Below are 17028 nucleotides of genomic sequence, written 5' to 3'. Positions count from 1 at the left end.
GAAATTGCTCGACGCAACAACTTTTGACGAGCTTCGTATTGGCCTGGCCACCGCAGAGGACATCCGCAAGTGGTCCTACGGTGAGGTCAAGAAGCCCGAGACCATCAACTACCGCACCCTCAAGCCCGAGAAGGACGGTCTGTTCGGTGAGCAGATCTTCGGACCTTCCCGTGACTGGGAGTGCTCGTGCGGCAAGTACAAGCGCGTGCGCTTCAAGGGCATCGTCTGCGAGCGCTGCGGTGTCGAGGTCACCAAGTCGTCCGTGCGCCGCGAGCGCATGGGCCACATCGAGCTCGCCGCTCCGGTGACCCACATCTGGTACTTCAAGGGCGTTCCCTCGCGCTTGGGCTACCTGCTCGACATGGCGCCGAAGGACCTCGAGAAGGTCATCTACTTCGCCGCCTACATGGTCATCTCGGTCGACGAGGAGGGCCGTCACCAGGACATGCCCGGTCTCGAGAACGAGCTGCGCCTCGAGATCAAGACCATCGGCGACCAGCGGGACTCCCGCATCGCGAGCCGCCTGGCCAAGCTCGAGGAAGACCTCGCAGCGCTCGAGGAGGAGGGCGCTAAGTCCGACGCCAAGAAGCGCACGCGCGACGGTGCCGAGAAGGAGATGGCCGGCATCCGCAAGTCTGCGGATGAGCAGATCGCTCACCTCGAGCGCGTGTGGGAGGACTTCCGCACCCTCAAGGTCGGCGACCTGAAGCCCGAAGACAGCGTCTTCCACGAGCTTCAGGACCGCTTCGGCATGTACTTCGAGGCCTACATGGGCGCCGAGGCCATCAAGAAGCGCCTGCTGGCCTTCGACCTGGCCGCCGAGAGCGAGAGCCTGCACCTGCAGATCGTCGAGGGCAAGGGTCAGAAGAAGATCCGCGCCATCAAGCGACTGCGCGTCGTGAGCTCGTTCCTGGCCACCGGCAACTCGCCGGCCGCCATGGTGCTGGATGTCGTTCCGGTCATCCCGCCGGAGCTGCGCCCGATGGTGCAGCTCGACGGTGGCCGCTTCGCGACCTCCGACCTCAACGACCTCTACCGTCGTGTGATCAACCGCAACAACCGCCTGCGTCGCCTGCTCGACCTCGGTGCTCCCGAGATCATCGTGAACAACGAGAAGCGCATGCTGCAGGAGGCCGTTGACGCGCTGTTCGACAACGGTCGTCGCGGTCGTCCCGTCACGGGCACCGGCAACCGGGCCCTGAAGTCCCTGAGCGACATGCTCAAGGGAAAGCAGGGTCGCTTCCGCCAGAACCTGCTCGGCAAGCGCGTGGACTACTCGGGCCGTTCGGTCATCGTGGTCGGCCCGCAGCTCAAGCTGCACCAGTGCGGTCTGCCCAAGCAGATGGCCCTGGAGCTGTTCAAGCCGTTCGTGATCAAGCGCCTGATCGACCTGAGCCACGCTCAGAACATCAAGGCCGCCAAGCGCATGGTGGAGCGTTCGCGCCCCCAGGTGTGGGACGTGCTCGAGGAGATCATCCGTGAGCGCCCGGTTCTGCTGAACCGCGCACCCACGCTGCACCGCCTCGGCATCCAGGCCTTCGAGCCGCAGCTCGTTGAGGGTAAGGCCATCCAGCTGCACCCGCTCGTCTGCGCCGCGTTCAACGCGGACTTCGACGGCGACCAGATGGCCGTTCACCTCCCCCTCTCGGTCGAGGCCCAGGCCGAGGCGCGCATCCTGATGCTCGCTTCGAACAACATCCTGAAGCCCTCCGACGGACGCCCGGTCACCCTGCCCTCGCAGGACATGATCATCGGCCTGCACCACCTCACCACCATCAAGGAGGGTGCGGAGGGCGAAGGCCGTGCGTTCTCGTCGGTCAGCGAGGCGATTCTCGCGTTCGACCAGAAGTCGCTCGACCTGAACGCCAAGGCGCGCATCCGCATCGCGGATGTCTACCTGAGCGATGACGACGCTGCCCGCCTCGGCGTGCAGACCGAGTCGGGCAAGGTCGAGGGCACGATGCTGCTCGAGACCAGCCTCGGCCAGGCGCTGTTCAACGAGGCCCTGCCCACGGACTACCCGTTCGTGTTCAAGGTGGCCGACAAGGGCACCATCTCGGCGATCGTCAACGACCTCGCCGAGCGGTACCCGAAGGTGGAGGTCGCTGCGACCCTCGACCGGATCAAGGACGCCGGCTTCCGCTGGGCGACCCGTTCCGGTGTGACCGTCGCGCTCAGCGACATCCTCACGCCGCCGAACAAGCGCGAGATCGTGCAGGGTTACGAGAAGCAGGCCGCCAAGGTCACCGGTCAGTTCGAGAAGGGTCTCATCACCGACCTCGAGCGTCGCCAGGAGCTCATCCAGATCTGGACCAAGGCGACGGATGACGTCGCCGTGGCCATGCGCGAGAACTTCCCGGCCGACAACACCATCAACCGCATGGTGACCTCGGGTGCTCGTGGTAACTGGCTGCAGGTGCGCAACATCGCCGGCATGCGAGGCCTCGTGAACAACCCGAAGGGCGAGATCATCCCGCGTCCGATCATCTCCTCGTACCGCGAGGGGCTGTCGGTTGCGGAGTACTTCATCGCCACGCACGGTGCCCGTAAGGGTCTGGCCGACACCGCCCTGCGTACCGCCGACTCGGGTTACCTGACCCGTCGTCTGGTGGACGTGTCGCAGGATGTCATCATCCGCGAGGAGGACTGCGGCACGACGAAGGGTCTCGACCTTGCGATCGTGGCGCGTGACGCAGACGGCAACGTCGTGCTCGACGCAGCCGGCAAGCCCACCCGCGACGCGAACGTCGAGAACTCCGTGTTCTCGCGCAACCTCGCCGCGGATGCCGTCAACACGGCGGGCGAGGTCATCGCCGAGGCCGGTGCCGACGTCGGAGACGTGCTCATCAACGAGCTCGTCGCCGCGGGTGTCGAGTCGATCAAGGTGCGCTCCGTGCTCACCTGCGAGTCGGCCGTCGGTGTCTGCGCGAAGTGCTACGGCCGTTCGCTGGCCACCGGAAAGCTCGTCGACATCGGTGAGGCCGCCGGCATCATAGCGGCGCAGTCGATCGGTGAGCCCGGAACCCAGCTGACCATGCGTACCTTCCACACCGGTGGTTCGGCATCCGCTGCCGACATCACCCAGGGTCTGCCGCGTGTTCAGGAGCTCTTCGAGGCTCGTACCCCCAAGGGTGCGTCGCCCATCGTCGAGGCTCCCGGTCGCATCACGATCGAAGACACCGACCGCGGTCGTCGTGTCATCCTCACGCCCGACAACGGCGACGAGGCGATCGTCTACACCGTGCTCAAGCGCTCGACGCTGCTCGTGGAAGACGGCCAGCACGTCGACCTCGGCCAGCAGCTGATCGTCGGAACGCTCGACCCGAAGGAAGTCCTTCGCGTCAAGGGTGTTCGCGAGGTGCAGAAGCAGCTCGTGAACGGTGTTCAGGATGTCTACCGCTCGCAGGGTGTTCCGATCCACGACAAGCACATCGAGGTGATCGTGCGGCAGATGCTGCGCAAGGTCACCGTCGTCGACCACGGCGACACCGATCTGCTGCCGGGTGAGCTGGTCGACCGCTCGAAGTACAACGAGATCAACCGGGCTGCTCTCGCCGAGGGCCGCAAGACGGCATCCGCTCGCCAGGAGGTCATGGGTATCACCAAGGCGTCCCTCGCGACGGAGTCGTGGCTGTCGGCCGCGTCGTTCCAGGAGACCACGCGTGTTCTCACGCAGGCCGCCATGGAGGGCAAGCGCGACCCGCTGATCGGTCTCAAGGAGAACGTCATCATCGGAAAGCTGATCCCGGCCGGCACCGGCCTGGCGAAGTACCGTGACGTGACGGTCGAGCCGACGGAGGAGGCGAAGGCGGAGCGTTACCCGAACCGCATCTTCGCCGAGGACACCTCGTTCAGCGAGGGTGACCTCTCGTTCGTCGACTTCGACTCGTTCTCGAGCGACGACTTCACCCCGGGCAACTACAGCTAGTCACCCGTACGAAGAAAGGGCCCGCATCCGTTGGATGCGGGCCCTTTCTCGTTGTGGGGAGCGGTGTCAGCCGGGACTCGCCGGGACCGAAAAGCGAGGAGATTCCGAGAAGCGAGGCGATTTCTGCCGACACGGCGGCCGGTACGCGCGAAACGCCGCGTGTCGGGGAGGATCGCCTCGTTTTTCGGAATCTCCTCGCTTTTGGGAGGGGACCCGCGGCGCCTACGCGCGGGCGGTCGCGATGTGCGCGTGCAGCGGGTTTCCCGCCACGATGCTCGGCAACAGGGCGGCTCCGTCGAGCGGATGCGCGTCGCCCGGGCGGATGTCGGCCTCCGGCAGCGTCTCACGCACGGCCTCCGCGAACGCGGCGCCCAGCTCGGGGGAGCGGAAGACGCCGCCGATGCCGCGCACGGCGGCGCGCGGGTTCACGTGCTCGCCGGCCCGCCGCAGCGCGGTCAGCGCGGAGAGCGCCAGCTCGGCCCCGGCGGCACGGATGATGGCGGCGGCCACCACATCCGTCGGCGCGAGCTCTGCCACGACCGCCGCGTAGGCGGCGATGCGCCGCACGCGCCCCTCGTCGCTCTGCAGCTGAACGTAGGCCGCCTCCAGATCGGGGAACTCGCGCTGCACCCGTTCGGTGAGCGCCGTCGCGGCACCTCGACCATCGTGCGCGCGCAGAACGGCGTCGAGCGCCGCCCGGCCGAGCGAGTAGCCGCTGCCGGCGTCGCCGATGAGGTAACCCCATCCGTCGACGCGGGCGACTCCGGCTGAGCCGACTCCAAGCGTCACGACGCCGGTTCCGGATGCGACGACCGCCCCGGGCCGATCTCCCATGGCGCCGAGGTAGGCCGTGATGGAGTCGTGGGCGAGGTAGACCTCGCGTACCCGGAACGGCCGCAACGCCGAGAGCAGCTGCTCCGGCTCGGTCTGCTGCGCGGTGAGACCCGAGACACCGAAGCTCACGACGTCGATGTCGAGCCCGGTCTCTTCGACGACCGCCACGACGACGCCCGCGAGCTGGGGGATGAGGGGCCGGTCGGTGCGGATGCCGGCGAAATCGAAGGTGCGGTCGCCCTCACCGTTCGCCAGGCGCACCTTGATGCCCGTCTGGCCCGCATCGACGGCGAGGGCGCACGAGGTCATGGTTCTCCTACTGATTGCCAGGAGCGGTACCGCTCGGTCAGGAACGCTCCGGCGGACTTGCCGTACACGCAGTAGTCGTCGTTGACGGCGGCCGTCTCGGCCGGATACAACGCCGGCGGCCAGTCCCACAGAAAGAAGCCGCGCATCCAGGGGCGCCGCTCGCAGGCTGCGAACATCGCTTCATAGTAATCGAGTTGCTCGTGCTGCGACGGCTCGCCCGGAAGCGCCCAGTCGTTCGGTCGCAGCGCCGAACCCGCGCGGCTCGGGCAGCCGGCCTCCATGAACACGAACGGCTTCCCCGTCGCCTGCACCACAGCCTCGATGCGGTCGAGCTGCGCCTCCCAGCTCTCGATCGGGTAGTACCCGCTCGAGCTCACGACGTCGACCGCATCCCACCAGGTGACGTGGTCTTCCTGGTACTTGTCGCAGTTGTAGGTGACGATGCCCGAGTAGACCGCGCGAACGGATGCCACGAGCGCCCGCCACTGCGCCTCGCGCCCGTCGGCGCGCACCATCTCGCAGCCGATGCAGAGCATCTCGCAGCCCTCGCGCTCGGCGATCTCGGCGGCGTGCACGATGAACGCGGTGTACGACGCGAACCACTCTCCCCACGCCGGTTCGCCGGGAACGTCCCAGTCGAAGAAGCCGATGTATGCCCGCCAGGTGCCGTCGGCCACGTTCACGACCGGCTTCAGGCACACCTTCAGCCCGTGGGCCTTCGCCTCGCGGATGGCCCAGACGACTTCGTCATCCGTCACGGTCGGCGCCTCGGTGTACGGCACGGCCGTGGACTGCGCGCTCTCCTGCACCGCCGCGTATGCGATCGCGGTCCAGTTCGCGCCGTACTCGGTCATCGCCCGCATCGACGAGCGGGCGGCATCCGTGCCCCACGTGCCGCGAATGCCGGTCCACCCCCACGTCATGCCGCAGACCGCGGAGGATAGGACGTCGTCGATCCCGCTCATCGAGCCACCAGCTGGTTGGCGCTGCGCAGCACCCGAGCGTCGGTCAGCTGCTCGAGCGCCAGCTCCTGCGAGGACCGGATGCGGAAGACCGCCGATTCACCGGGCAGCAGCGTCACGAGCGCGGAATCGACGCGCGCATCGGGGTCGACCTTGTCGATGAGCACGGTCAGGTCACGCACGAGCGTCTCCGCGTGCACACTGAGCGCATAGCCGTCGTCGGCGGGCACGACGGATGCCTGCAGCCGCGCATGCCCGAGCGCGCTGTCGCGGTACTCCGCGAAGAACCACTCGCCGTGCTGCTCGCCGTGCTGCTCGCCGAGCGAAGCCCGCACGAGCTGCGACGCGGCATCCGTCGTCGTCGCGATCTCGTCGGGCAGGGCTACAGTGACCGCAGAACGGGCGGGAACGCTCACCTGTTCGCGGTGCTCGGCCAGCGCCCCGCCCGCGAACGAGTGCCGCGCGAGCACGAGCTCACCCGCCCACTCCTCGCCGGTGTCGTTGACGAGCACGGCCGCGAGGCCTTCCCCATGGGGCTGCAGCGTCACAAGACGATCGGCATGGGCGTTCCGCAGGGCATGCAGCAGCGGCTTGGGCCGCTCGTCTCCGTCGACAGCCGCCCACGAGGTGGCGGGCCAGCAGTCGTTGAGCTGCCACACGATCGAGCCCATGCAGTGCGGTGTGAGCGAGCGGAAGTACTCCACGGCCGTCGTGATCGCGGTGGCCTGGTTGAGCTGCATCGCCCAGTGCCAGTCCTCGATCTCGTTCGGCAGCGGCAGGTGGCGCACGAGCCCGTCGGTGAGCTTGACGTTGCCCTCCATCGCCTTCTGGTGCACGAGCATGCCCGGAGACTCGGGCGTGAGCGGGTCATCATGCAGCGACCGGGTGAGCGTCGACCAGGTGGGCGGCGCCTGCCAGCCGAACTCCGACACGAACCGCGGGCTGTAGTCGCGGTAGTGCGGGTAGTCCTTCTGGTTCCACAGGTCCCAGATGTGCATGGTGCCTTGGTCGGGGTCGTTCGGATGGGCGTCGCGATCGGGCGAGAACGGGCTCGCCGGCGTGTATCCGATGTGCGGTGCGAGCTCGGCGACGATGCCCGGGAACAGGTCGTAGTAGTACCCGGCACCCCAGGTGCGTCCCTCGAGGCGTAGCTCCCAGTTCCAGTCGGCGTAGCCCCAGACGTTCTCGTTGTTGCCGTTCAGCACCACGAGCGACGGATGCGACGCCAGGCGCGTCACCGCCTCGCGCGCCTCCGCCTCGATCTCGCCGAACAACGGGTCCTCTTCGGCATAGGCGGCGCAGGCGAGCAGGAAGTCCTGCCAGGTGAGCAGGCCGCGCTCATCGCAGAGGTCGTAGAAGTCCTCGGACTCGTAGATACCGCCGCCCCACACACGGATGAGGTTGAGCCCGGCGAACTCCGCCTGCTCGAGCCGTCGTGCGTAGCGGGCGCGATCGACGCGGTGGGGGAAGGCATCGTCGGGAATCCAGTTGGCGCCCTTCACGAACACCGGCTGACGGTTCACGACGATGGTGAACGGCGTTCCCGCCGCATCCGGGGTCGTGTCGAACTCCACGGTGCGGAAGCCGACGCGCTTGTGCGCGCTGTCGAGCTCGCCGCCCTCGGCACTCAGTGTGACCTCGACGTCGTAGAGCGGCTGCTCGCCGTAGCCGCGCGGCCACCAGAGGTCGACGTCGTCGACCTGCAGGCGCAGCACGGCGGTGGTCTCCTCGGCGCCCATCTCGACGGATGCCGTGGTTCCGGCGATCGACGCCGACACGGTGAGCGGGGTGGACGCCGATGCGCGCGGTGCCCGCGCGACGTCGACGTGCACCTCGAGCATGCCTGCGGAACCCTGCACTCGGGCGACCGGGCGCACGGAGGCCAGTCGCGCGGTCGACCACTCCTGAATCGCGGCCGGTCGCCAGAGCCCGGAGCTCGACGTGTCGATGCCCCAGTCCCATCCGAAGCTGCACGCCATCTTGCGGACGGCGTTGTACGGATGGTAGTTCACATGCGGCCGATAGCCGAGCGCGAGGCTCTGCGCATCCGCGTACCGGATGGGTGAGGCGAAGTCGACCTCGAGCGTGTTCTCGCCTGGGCGCACCCGCTCGGTGATGTCGAAGCGGTAGGAGCGATGCATGTTGCGCGTCTCGGCGATCACCTCGCCGTTCAGTCGCACCGTCGCGACGGTGTCGAGGCCGTCGAAGGCGAGCTCGACCACAGAAGGGTCGGCTGCGGAGGGGTCGGATGCGGACCCCGCGTCAGCCGGCCGCTCGAACACCCGCGTGTAGCGCCAGTCGCACAGGCCGATCCAGGCGAGCAGCCTCTCGTTGTCGTCGAGATAGGGGTCGGGAATCAGCCCCGCCGCCAGCAGGTCGGTGTGCACCGATCCGGGAACGGTCGCGGGAACGGATGCGGTGCGCACTGCATCCGGCGCCGGCCCGTCGAGAAGGGAGAGGGTCCAGCCGTCGGTGAGAACAGTGGTCGTGATGCTCATTACTTGGTCGCTCCGGAGGTGAGGCCGCGATAGATGTAACGCTGCAGGAACAGGAAGATGATGAAGGTCGGGACGATGACCAGGATGGTACCCGCAGTGATGATCTCCCAGTGAGCCCCGAAAGGCCCCTTGAACCGGAACAGCGACGTGGAGATGACCCCGAGGTCGGCGGAGGGCATATAGAGGAACGGGATGTAGAACTCGTTGTAGATGGCGATGCCCTTGATGATGACCACCGTCGCGATGGCGGGCTTCAGCAACGGCAGCACGATGCGCCAATAGATGCTCCAGCGATTGGCGCCGTCGATCATGGCCGCCTCGTCGAGCGACTTCGGTATCGACGCCATGAACTGGATGAAGAGGTAGATCGAGACGATGTCGGTGCCGAGGAACAGTGCGATGGCCGACCAGCGGGTGTTGAACAGCTCGAGCGCGTTGACCACCTGGAAGGTCGCGACCTGCGTCGTCACACCGGGCACGAGGGTGGCGAGCAGGAACGCCCCCACCACGAGCCACTTGCCTTTGAAGTCGAACCGGTCGATCGCATAGGCGGTCATCGTTCCGATGAGGATGGTGCCGGCGAGCGAGACGATGAGGATGAAGGTCGTGTTGGCGAAGCCGAGCAGCATGTTGCCCTTGGTGAACGCCGTCACGTAGTTGGCGAAGTTGAACCAGTTCGTCGGCAGGTCGAACGGGCCCGTGTTCGCGAACTCCCTCGCCGTCTTGAAACTCGCGATGACAACCACGCCGAGGGGCACGATGGCGACGAGCGCAGCAACGATGAGGCTGACGTACTTGCCGGTGGAGGCAGAGACGCGGCCGATCATGTGAGGTCCACCTTCTCGTCGGGGAAGAGCTTTCGCTGAACGACAGTGACGACGAGCACGACGATGAGCAGCACGACCGCCATCGCCGAGGCCAGGCCCACCTTTCGGTAGACGAACGCCTCCTGCACGGTCTTGATCACGAAGGTCATCGAGCCGTTGGCGCCCCCCGTCATCACGTAGGGGATCTCGAAGACCGCCAGGCTGCCGGAGATCGCGAGGATGAAGCTCAGCCCGATGATGCGGCGGATGCCGGGCATGATGATGTACCGGAACTCGTGCCACCGGTTGGCGCCGTCGAGTTCGGCTGCCTCGTAGAGCTCTCCGGGGATGGACTGGATGGCGCCGAGGAAGAGCACGAAGTTCAGGCCCATGTAGCGCCAGATCGAGGTGCCCGCGAGCGAGTAGTTCACCACATCCGGATCGCCGAGCCACTGCTTCGAGAGGTCGCCGAGCCCGAACGCGGCCAGAGCGCTGTCGAGCGTTCCGCCCGGTTGGAAGAGGTACAGGAAGACGAACCCGATGGCCACGCCGTTGATGAGGTACGGGAAGAACAGGATGCCCTTGAAGAAGTTACGGAACCAGGTGTTGAAGCTCAAAAGGGTGGCGAAGTAGAGCGCGAGTGCCATCTGGATGAAGGATGCCGCGATGTAGTACAGGCTCACCGCGAACACCTGCAGGAACTCGGGCCGGGTGAGCACCTCGAGATAGTTGTCGAACCCCACGTACTGCTTCTCGGGGTTCAGCCCGTTCCACGAGGTGAAGCTGTACCAGATCATGTTGCCGACCGGCACGAACGTGAAGGTGATCAGCAGTGCGAGCGGCGCGATCAGGAAGAGCCACGGGGTGAGGCGCTCGAGCACCGTCTTCTTGCGTCGCGTGGCCGGTATCGGCGGGCGATCCGCGCGCAGGGCGTCGAGCGCGGCTTCGCCCGTGACGACGCCGCGCCGTCCAGCGGTGCTCACTTCGGACATGGTTCTCCTCGGGGAGGGCGTTGAAGGGTTGTTGAAAGGGGACGGATCCCGGTCGGCGACGCGAGGCGTACCGGCCGGGATCCGCGGGAGTCAGCCGGCGACCGAGGCGCGGGCGTCCTTCCACTTCTTGTTGAGTTCGTCGAAGTAGCTGTCCTTCGTGCCATCGGCCGCTCCGCGGGCGATGTCGACGAGCTTCTGCCGGTAGACGTTGCCCCAGAGGTCGATCTCCGCGCCGTTGTAGATGTCGGAGAGCAGGCTCTCCTTGCCCTTCGGAGCCGGGTTCAACTCGACGTACTTCACGTCGTTGGCGTCGAAGTCCTTCAACGTGTCGGGCGTCGGTCCGTCGAGACGGGGCGAGACGCCGCCCTGGTCGGTCGCGTAGCCCGACTCGTCGGTGAACCAGTCGATCCAGGCGCGGGCCGCGGCCTTGTGCTTGGAGTGGATGCTGATGGCGTTCTTGTAGTCGCCCGAGATGGTCGAGTGGAACGCGCCGTCGACCTGCTGGGGGAAGGGCATGTAGCCGATGTCGTCGGCCGAGCCGCCGGCATCCGTCGCCGCCTGCTGCATCTGCACGATCGCCCACGAGCCGAGCAGCATCGTCGCGACCTTTCCGGAGCCGAGCAGGTCCTTGGACTCTTCCCAGTTGGTGGTCAGCGGGTCGTCTTCGGTGAGCTTGTCGTGCACCGCATCGAAGAGCAGCGAGTCGATGGCGTAGAAGTCCTCGCCCTTCGTCCACGGAGCGTCGATCTCGGTGTAGTGGTTGGGGGCATCCGAGTCGGCCGTGGGCGTGCCCTGGTTTCCCTGCCACTGGGAGAGGGGCCAGCCGTCCTTGTAGTTGGTGTAGAGCGGCACGGCGCCGGTCTTGGACTTGATGGTCTTGAGGTCTTCGATGAACTCGTCGGGCGTCTTGGGGTCTTCGGTGACGCCAGCGGCCTGCCAGACCTTCTTGTTGTAGACCAGTCCCGAGGCGTTGCCGGTGATGGCGATGCCGTACGCGTCTCCGTCGTAGGTCTGCTCGTCGATGAAGCGGTAGGTCTTCTTGAGGGTGTCAGCCTTGCCGAGCGGCTCGAAGAAGTTGGGCAGCTGGTCTTTCGTGACCGAGTTGGGGATGAGCAGCACGTCGCCGTAGTCGTTGGTGTTCATACGGGTGGTCACGTCGTCCTCGTAGTTCGTGATGGCCTCGAACTTCACGGTGACGTCGGGGTACTTCTTCTCGAAGGCCTTCTTGTAGTCCTTGAAGACGTTGTCGACGAGGTCGGTGCGCTGAGTGAGCACGGTGATCTCGCCCTCGGGCTTGCCGTTCTGATCACCGCCGCTCGAGCCGCCCGCCGAGCATCCGGCGAGCAGGGTGGTCGCGGCGAGCACCGCGATGCCTGCAATGAGCTTGCTTGCCATTGTGTTCTCTCCTGTTCGGTATCACCGTTGATCCGCACACGCACGACCGCGACTTCACGCCTTCGGGATCTCTTGGTGCTGTGTGCGGCCATGCTAGAAGCGGGAGAGCGCTCTCGTCAACGCGTAATGTCAGCGTTGTCCATGCGTGTCCGATTGTTATGTGACAACGCGACATCCCCTGTTTTCAGGGGGTGTGACAGGCAGTGTGTCGGATGCGGACACGGCAAATGTCCGCAGAATGTCCCACGTTGACATTCGGCGTGTCGTGCGTGCTACGGTGGCTGCGATGTCGCGCCCACGGCATCAGATCCGAGACGAAGGAGTCCCGTTGACCTCGCAGACCCGTGCCACGCTCGCCGACGTCGCACGCCTCGCCGGCGTGAGCTCGAAGACCGTCTCGCGCGTCTACGTCGACCCGTCCTCGGTCGCGCCTGCGACGCGCGAGCGGGTGCTGAGTTCGGCGAAGCGGCTGCGCTTCCGGCCGAACACCGTGGCGAGCAGCCTGCGCCGCGGCGGAGTGACCAACACGGTGGCCTTCGTGATCGGCGACATCACCAATCCGTTCTACTTCGCGGTCGCCGCAGGAATCGAGCGCGAACTCGCCCAACACGGCCTCACCATGCTGCTCGCCACGACGGATGACGCCCCCGACAGCGAGGCCGTGGTCGTCGACGCGCTGCTGGCGCAGCGGGTGCGGGCGCTGCTGCTCATCCCGATCGCCGACGACCAGTCCTACCTCGATGGCGAGAGGCAGCTCGGAACCCCGGTGATCAGCGTCGACCGGCCACCGCGCAACCTGCTCGCCGACTCCGTGGTGCTGCAGAACCGTCAGGGCATGGCGGATGCGGTGCGCTCACTCACCGCGCTCGGGCATCGTCGCATCGCCTTCGTGAGCAACCCGTCCGAGATGTACAGCATCCAGGAGCGACTGGCCGGCTACCGGGAGGCGCTGCGGGAGGTGGGTGTGACCTCCACGGCGAAGTGGGAGCGGGTCGAGACCGACCCGAGCATCACGACGGAGCAACCCGTGCGCGACCTGCTCGACCTCGACGAGCCGCCGACCGCGATCGTCACCGGCAATAACCGCGCCACGACCGGGGCGATCCGGGTGCTGCGCGAGCGGGGCGTGGAGGCATCCGTCGCCCTCATCGGATTCGACGACTTCGATCTCGCCGACGCGCTCGACGTGACGGTCGTCGACTACGACACCAAGGAGCTCGGCCGGGCCGCCGCACGGCTTGCGCTCGAGCGGCTCGCCGACGCGAGCGGCTTCACTCGGCAGGTGGAGATACCCACACATCTCGTGCACCGTGGATCGGGGGAGCTGCCGCCGCCCGCGGGGTAGCAGAGCCGGTTCAGGCGACCGTGCCGGCGGTGGAGCGGATGCAGAGCATGCGTTCGGCGAGCCAGCTCGCCTGCCGCTGCCACTGGTGCCCGCGGCCGCCCTCGTGGCCGTTGAACGGGTAGACCTCGATCTCGTGCTCGGCCGGCCAGGAGTTGAACGCGGCGAACACGGTGGATGGTGGGCAGACCTCGTCGTGCAGCGCGGTCGAGAACAGCGCCGGCGCGGTGGCGCGCTTGGCGAAGTTGACGCCGTCGAAGTACGACAGCGTGCGGTAGCTCTCCGCGATGCGGTCGCTGTGCACGGCCAGGTACGTGACGATCTCCTGGTAGGGGAACGCGTTCGTCAGGCCGATCGCACGCTCGAAATGGCAGAGGAACGGCACGTCGGGCAGGGCCGCGACTAGTCCCTCGACGAGGCCGGCGACGGCGATGGTGATGCCGCCGCCCTGGCTTCCGCCGCAGATGGCGATGCGTGCCGGGTCGACACGCTCGAGGGTGCGGACCGCGTCGATGGCGCGCACCGCATCGGTGTAGACCCTGCGGTAGTAGTAGGTCTCGGGGTTCTCGATGCCGCGGGTCATGAACCCGGGCGCTGAGGGCCCGGTGCCGTCGGGGTCGGCGGTGTCGCCGCCGCTGCCCCACACGCTGCCTTGGCCGCGCGTGTCCATGAACAAGTAGGCGTAGCCGGCGGATGCCCACGCCAGCCGCTCGTGGGGAAGGCCGCGGCCGCCGCCGTAGCCGTTGTACTCGACGACGGTCGGCAGCGGGCCCTCGGTGCCGGCGGGTACGAGGAACCACGCCTTCACCGGCTGGCCGGCGTAGCCGTTGAAGGTGAGGTCGTACACCTCGACCTGCGTGAGCGGTGACTCCACGCGCTCGAGGATCGGCGCATCCGGGAACCGTCGCGCCTCATCGAGCGTGCGGCGCCAGAATGCGTCGAAGTCGTCGGGCTCGGCCACCTCGGGCCGGTAGGTCTCGAGTTCGGGGATGGAGAGGTCGAAGCGCGCCATAGTGCACCATTCTGCAGTGCGCGCGGCACCGCATCGTTCAGCTGGCCTGTTGTTCCACGAGTGCCGCATACCTGCCGCCGGCGGCCATGAGCTCGGTGTGGCTTCCGAGTTCGAGCACGCGGCCGTGCTCCACGTAGGCGATGCGGTCGGCTTCCCGGATGGTGGAGAGCCGGTGGGCGGCGATGAGCGTCGTGCGGTCGCGGAACAGGGCCGAGAGGGCCTGCTTGACCTTCGCCTCCGAAACCGCGTCGAGCGCAGAGGTGGCCTCGTCGAGCACGAGGATGCGGGGATTGCGCACGAGGGCCCGCGCGATGGCGAGGCGCTGCCGCTGTCCACCCGAGAGGCGGGTGCCGCGGTCTCCGACGACGGCGTCGAGGCCCTCGCCGTGTGTCTCGAGGATGTCGAGGGCATTCGCCTCGCGCAGCGCCTCGAGAATGCGCTCGTCGGGGACATCGCCGAGGCCGTACGCGACATTCTCGCGGATGCTGCCCTCGAACAGCACCGACTCCTGCGGCACAACGGAGACGAAGGAGCGCACCGAGCGCAGGTCGAGGCTCGCCATGTCGACGCCGTCGAGCAGCACCCGTCCCGAGGTGGGGCGCACGAAGCCGAGCACGAGGTTGAGCAGCGTCGACTTGCCCGAACCACTCGGCCCGACGAGGGCGAGGGTCTCACCCGGGGTGATGTCGAGGTCGATCCCGTCCAGGGCCGGCCGCGGCGCGTCGGGGTAGGAGAAGCCCACGCGTTGCAGTGCGAGGTGACCCGCGACATCCGTCACGCGCTGCCTTCCCTCGTTCTCTTCGAGGTCGGGATCCTGCATGACCTCGGCGATGGAGCGCACCGATTCCAGGCCGCGGCTGAAGACAGGGGCGACGTTGAGCAGGCTGATGATTCCGCTGGTGAGCAGCGTGAAGTACGCCGACAGCAGCACGACCTGGCCCGGAGTGATGGGCAGAAGGCCCGTGATGGATGCCGTGGCCGCGCCGACGAGGCAGAGGATGCCGAGCGACTGGTACGAGATCCAGCTGAGGGCTCCGAATCGCCCGTTCAGGGTGTCGAGTTCATGGCCCGCGGTGCGCACGCGCTCGGCGCGATCGGCGATGCGCAGCGCAGCGACGTCTTCAAGTCCGTGGCCACGCGTGATCGGGATGAGGGCGGCCATCTCGCCGACGCCTGCCGAGAGCCGCTCGACCTCGCGGCGGAACACCTCGTTGCGATCGCCGGCGCGACTGCGGATGTAGCGCAGCAGCACGACCGCGACGGGCACGGTGACCGCGAAGACGGCCACGAACGCCGGAACCTGGATGGAGGTGAGCACGATGGCTCCGACGAGTGAACCCGTCGTGGCGAGAAAGACCGGCAGTGCCTGCTGCATGAGGAGCTCCAGGTTCTCCACATCGCGCACCACCTTGGTCTGCACGAGCGAGGAACTCTGCCGGTTGTGGAAGCCGATGCTCAGTCGCTGCAGGCGGTCGGTGAGGCTGTTGCGCAGGTCGACGGCGAGGTTGCGCGTGACCCGGCTCGAGATGCGAACGAACACCATGTGAAAGGGGTAGTTCAGTGCGAGCAGCACCAGGGCGACGCCCGCCCAGAGCAACACGCGGCTCACCGGTCCGCCTGCCACGACGGCATCGATGATGGCCGCCGTGATCGGCGGCAGCGCCCAGATGGGGCTGTCCTTGATGAAGAAGGCCAACGACGCGACCGACAGCGAGCCCTTGGCCGGCGCGAGCAGGCGCAGCATCGAGCGCAGCGGCTCGTTCTTCACGACAGCGCGCTCGACCGGGCGCGCGGATGAAACACCCATGGGCATCCTTGCAAAGTGGAGGTTCGCGATTGCGGAGCTTCGAGCCTAGCGGCGCTGGTCGGGTGTGCGGGAGAGTCGACAGGGGATAGCGGTAGGCGGTTCACTTCGCTCAGGGTCGCGCAGATGCAGGATGAGCGGCTCTGCCGTGCTGCACGAGCCTCGCTGTGCCGCTAATCCTCCATGGGCATCCACGGCTGAGTGGAAGCCCTGACACCGGCGCACGCGGGTCGCCGGTACTCTGGCGCCATGAGCAGCGACGTTCCTCCCGCCCGTATCGGCCGGTCGCGCCAGTGGATCGTCTGGCTGATTCTCGCGGTGCTCGTCGTCGCTGCACTCGTCGCCGGCGTTCTGTTCATGCAGGCGCGCGGCATGGCAGGCGCCTCGCCGACCAGCTCGGCGACGCCGTCGCGGCCGGTCGCATCTGCCAGCCCGACGCCGACCCCCGGGACGACCGAGCTTGCGAGCGGTGAGATTCCGGCGACGTGCGCGGAGATCTACATGAAGGACTGGGCGCCCGAGATGAAGCCGCTCGTGCTGAATCCGGAGTGGACGGAATCGGGGAAGACGACGCGCGAGGGTTCGCGCGACGACCAGTTGATCGCCGACCTCGCGGCTACGACGCGCCTCACGTGCATCTGGGCGATGCCCGGCGGCCCGAACGATGTCGCCCACCTCGCGACGAACGTCGCCGCGGTCACCGACGACCAGAAGACCGCAGCCCTCGCACGCATGTCGGCCGCGGGATTCACCTGCTACGACGAACTCGAGGGAACGCGGTGCGTCACGGAGACGGCGCCCAGCGCGGACGGCGTCGCGGGGGAGTCCCACTTCGTGCGTGACGGAGTCTGGGTCGCCACCTCCTGGCTGAACGCCCAGCCCGACGGGTATACCCACGACATCGTGGCAGCGATCTTCGGGAGCTGAGCCGCGGCATCCGTTCGGCTGGCGGTCGCGAGTAGTCGCGCCCAACCCGCCGGCAGCGGCCACCACCCGTGGGGGTGCGACCCGGATGAGGGACTGGTCGCACGCGGGTGCAAGCCGTTAGCTTGACCCGTTACCTGAACAATTCGCCCGAGCACCCTTCTTTGCCCCCTACACAAACTGCGGCAGCTCGGGTTCTTCGCCGCAGCCTGGAATCCGAGC

At 67.1% G+C, this 17028-nt stretch carries 11 protein-coding genes; 3 read left to right on the top strand and 8 right to left on the bottom strand.

The window, feature by feature from the left end; translation table 11 throughout:
• Positions 1 to 4 precede the first annotated feature (4 nt).
• Positions 5 to 3928 carry a DNA-directed RNA polymerase subunit beta' gene (gene rpoC, locus WDJ51_RS07050; RefSeq protein WP_337851724.1) on the top strand — a complete coding sequence of 1308 codons (3924 nt, stop codon included), beginning with the start codon at positions 5 to 7 and terminating at the stop codon, positions 3926 to 3928.
• A 222-nt stretch (positions 3929 to 4150) separates the two neighbouring features.
• Here rpoC and WDJ51_RS07045 read toward each other — a convergent pair whose 3' ends face one another.
• From WDJ51_RS07045 to WDJ51_RS07020, 6 genes are all read right to left on the bottom strand, one after another.
• Entirely contained in the window at positions 4151 to 5071 is a 921-nt protein-coding gene (locus WDJ51_RS07045; RefSeq protein ID WP_337851723.1) for an N-acetylglucosamine kinase, read from the bottom strand.
• Positions 5068 to 6036 (bottom strand): glycoside hydrolase family 113, encoded by a 969-nt coding sequence (locus tag WDJ51_RS07040; RefSeq protein ID WP_337851722.1) that lies wholly within the window; start codon positions 6034 to 6036, stop codon positions 5068 to 5070. Before WDJ51_RS07040 ends, WDJ51_RS07045 begins: the two co-directional genes overlap by 4 nt.
• Entirely contained in the window at positions 6033 to 8531 is a 2499-nt protein-coding gene (locus WDJ51_RS07035) for a glycoside hydrolase family 2 protein (protein ID WP_337851721.1), read from the bottom strand. The genes WDJ51_RS07040 and WDJ51_RS07035 overlap by 4 nt, the downstream gene beginning before the upstream one ends.
• The gene (locus WDJ51_RS07030; protein WP_337851720.1) at positions 8531 to 9358 is read right to left on the bottom strand and encodes a carbohydrate ABC transporter permease; all 828 of its coding nucleotides are present in this window, start codon (positions 9356 to 9358) and stop codon (positions 8531 to 8533) included. Before WDJ51_RS07030 ends, WDJ51_RS07035 begins: the two co-directional genes overlap by 1 nt.
• On the bottom strand, positions 9355 to 10329 hold the full coding sequence (locus WDJ51_RS07025; protein ID WP_337851719.1) for a carbohydrate ABC transporter permease: 975 nt from the start codon (positions 10327 to 10329) through the stop codon (positions 9355 to 9357). Before WDJ51_RS07025 ends, WDJ51_RS07030 begins: the two co-directional genes overlap by 4 nt.
• Positions 10330 to 10419: 90 nt before the next feature.
• Positions 10420 to 11724: an ABC transporter substrate-binding protein gene (locus tag WDJ51_RS07020; protein ID WP_337851718.1), complete on the bottom strand. Its 1305-nt coding sequence runs from the start codon at positions 11722 to 11724 to the stop codon at positions 10420 to 10422.
• A 328-nt stretch (positions 11725 to 12052) separates the two neighbouring features.
• Between WDJ51_RS07020 and WDJ51_RS07015 the strand changes: the two genes are divergently transcribed.
• Complete coding sequence (locus tag WDJ51_RS07015) at positions 12053 to 13069, top strand: LacI family DNA-binding transcriptional regulator (RefSeq protein ID WP_337851717.1); 1017 nt, start codon at positions 12053 to 12055, stop codon at positions 13067 to 13069.
• 10 nt (positions 13070 to 13079) lie between these two features.
• On the opposite strand, the gene WDJ51_RS07010 is transcribed toward WDJ51_RS07015, so the two are convergent.
• Both WDJ51_RS07010 and WDJ51_RS07005 read right to left on the bottom strand, forming a co-directional pair.
• A complete protein-coding gene (locus WDJ51_RS07010) occupies positions 13080 to 14078 on the bottom strand; it encodes an acetylxylan esterase (RefSeq protein ID WP_337851716.1) in 999 nt (332 codons plus the stop codon).
• 37 nt (positions 14079 to 14115) lie between these two features.
• Positions 14116 to 15885 carry an ABC transporter ATP-binding protein gene (locus WDJ51_RS07005; RefSeq protein WP_337851715.1) on the bottom strand — a complete coding sequence of 590 codons (1770 nt, stop codon included), beginning with the start codon at positions 15883 to 15885 and terminating at the stop codon, positions 14116 to 14118.
• Between the two features lie 246 nt (positions 15886 to 16131).
• On the opposite strand from WDJ51_RS07005, the gene WDJ51_RS07000 reads away from it, so the two are divergent.
• Positions 16132 to 16809 carry a hypothetical protein gene (locus tag WDJ51_RS07000; RefSeq protein WP_337851714.1) on the top strand — a complete coding sequence of 226 codons (678 nt, stop codon included), beginning with the start codon at positions 16132 to 16134 and terminating at the stop codon, positions 16807 to 16809.
• Positions 16810 to 17028 lie beyond the last annotated feature (219 nt).

Origin of the sequence: Rathayibacter sp. YIM 133350 (genome assembly GCF_037404875.1) — a bacterium.
Classification (GTDB): Bacteria; Actinomycetota; Actinomycetes; order Actinomycetales; family Microbacteriaceae; genus Orlajensenia.
Note: the sequence above shows the minus strand (reverse complement) of the source record. Positions and strands in the feature narration are given on the sequence as shown.

What these genes read in the sequence shown, in the direction of transcription:
- WDJ51_RS07025 (WP_337851719.1), bottom strand. Translation starts at nt 10,329, where the DNA reads ATGTCCGAAGTGAGCACCGCTGGACGGCGCGGCGTCGTCACGGGCGAA.
- WDJ51_RS07020 (WP_337851718.1), bottom strand. Translation starts at nt 11,724, where the DNA reads ATGGCAAGCAAGCTCATTGCAGGCATCGCGGTGCTCGCCGCGACCACC.
- WDJ51_RS07030 (WP_337851720.1), bottom strand. Translation starts at nt 9,358, where the DNA reads ATGATCGGCCGCGTCTCTGCCTCCACCGGCAAGTACGTCAGCCTCATC.
- WDJ51_RS07040 (WP_337851722.1), bottom strand. Translation starts at nt 6,036, where the DNA reads ATGAGCGGGATCGACGACGTCCTATCCTCCGCGGTCTGCGGCATGACG.
- WDJ51_RS07045 (WP_337851723.1), bottom strand. Translation starts at nt 5,071, where the DNA reads ATGACCTCGTGCGCCCTCGCCGTCGATGCGGGCCAGACGGGCATCAAG.
- WDJ51_RS07000 (WP_337851714.1), top strand. Translation starts at nt 16,132, where the DNA reads ATGAGCAGCGACGTTCCTCCCGCCCGTATCGGCCGGTCGCGCCAGTGG.
- WDJ51_RS07010 (WP_337851716.1), bottom strand. Translation starts at nt 14,078, where the DNA reads ATGGCGCGCTTCGACCTCTCCATCCCCGAACTCGAGACCTACCGGCCC.
- WDJ51_RS07005 (WP_337851715.1), bottom strand. Translation starts at nt 15,885, where the DNA reads ATGGGTGTTTCATCCGCGCGCCCGGTCGAGCGCGCTGTCGTGAAGAAC.
- WDJ51_RS07035 (WP_337851721.1), bottom strand. Translation starts at nt 8,531, where the DNA reads ATGAGCATCACGACCACTGTTCTCACCGACGGCTGGACCCTCTCCCTT.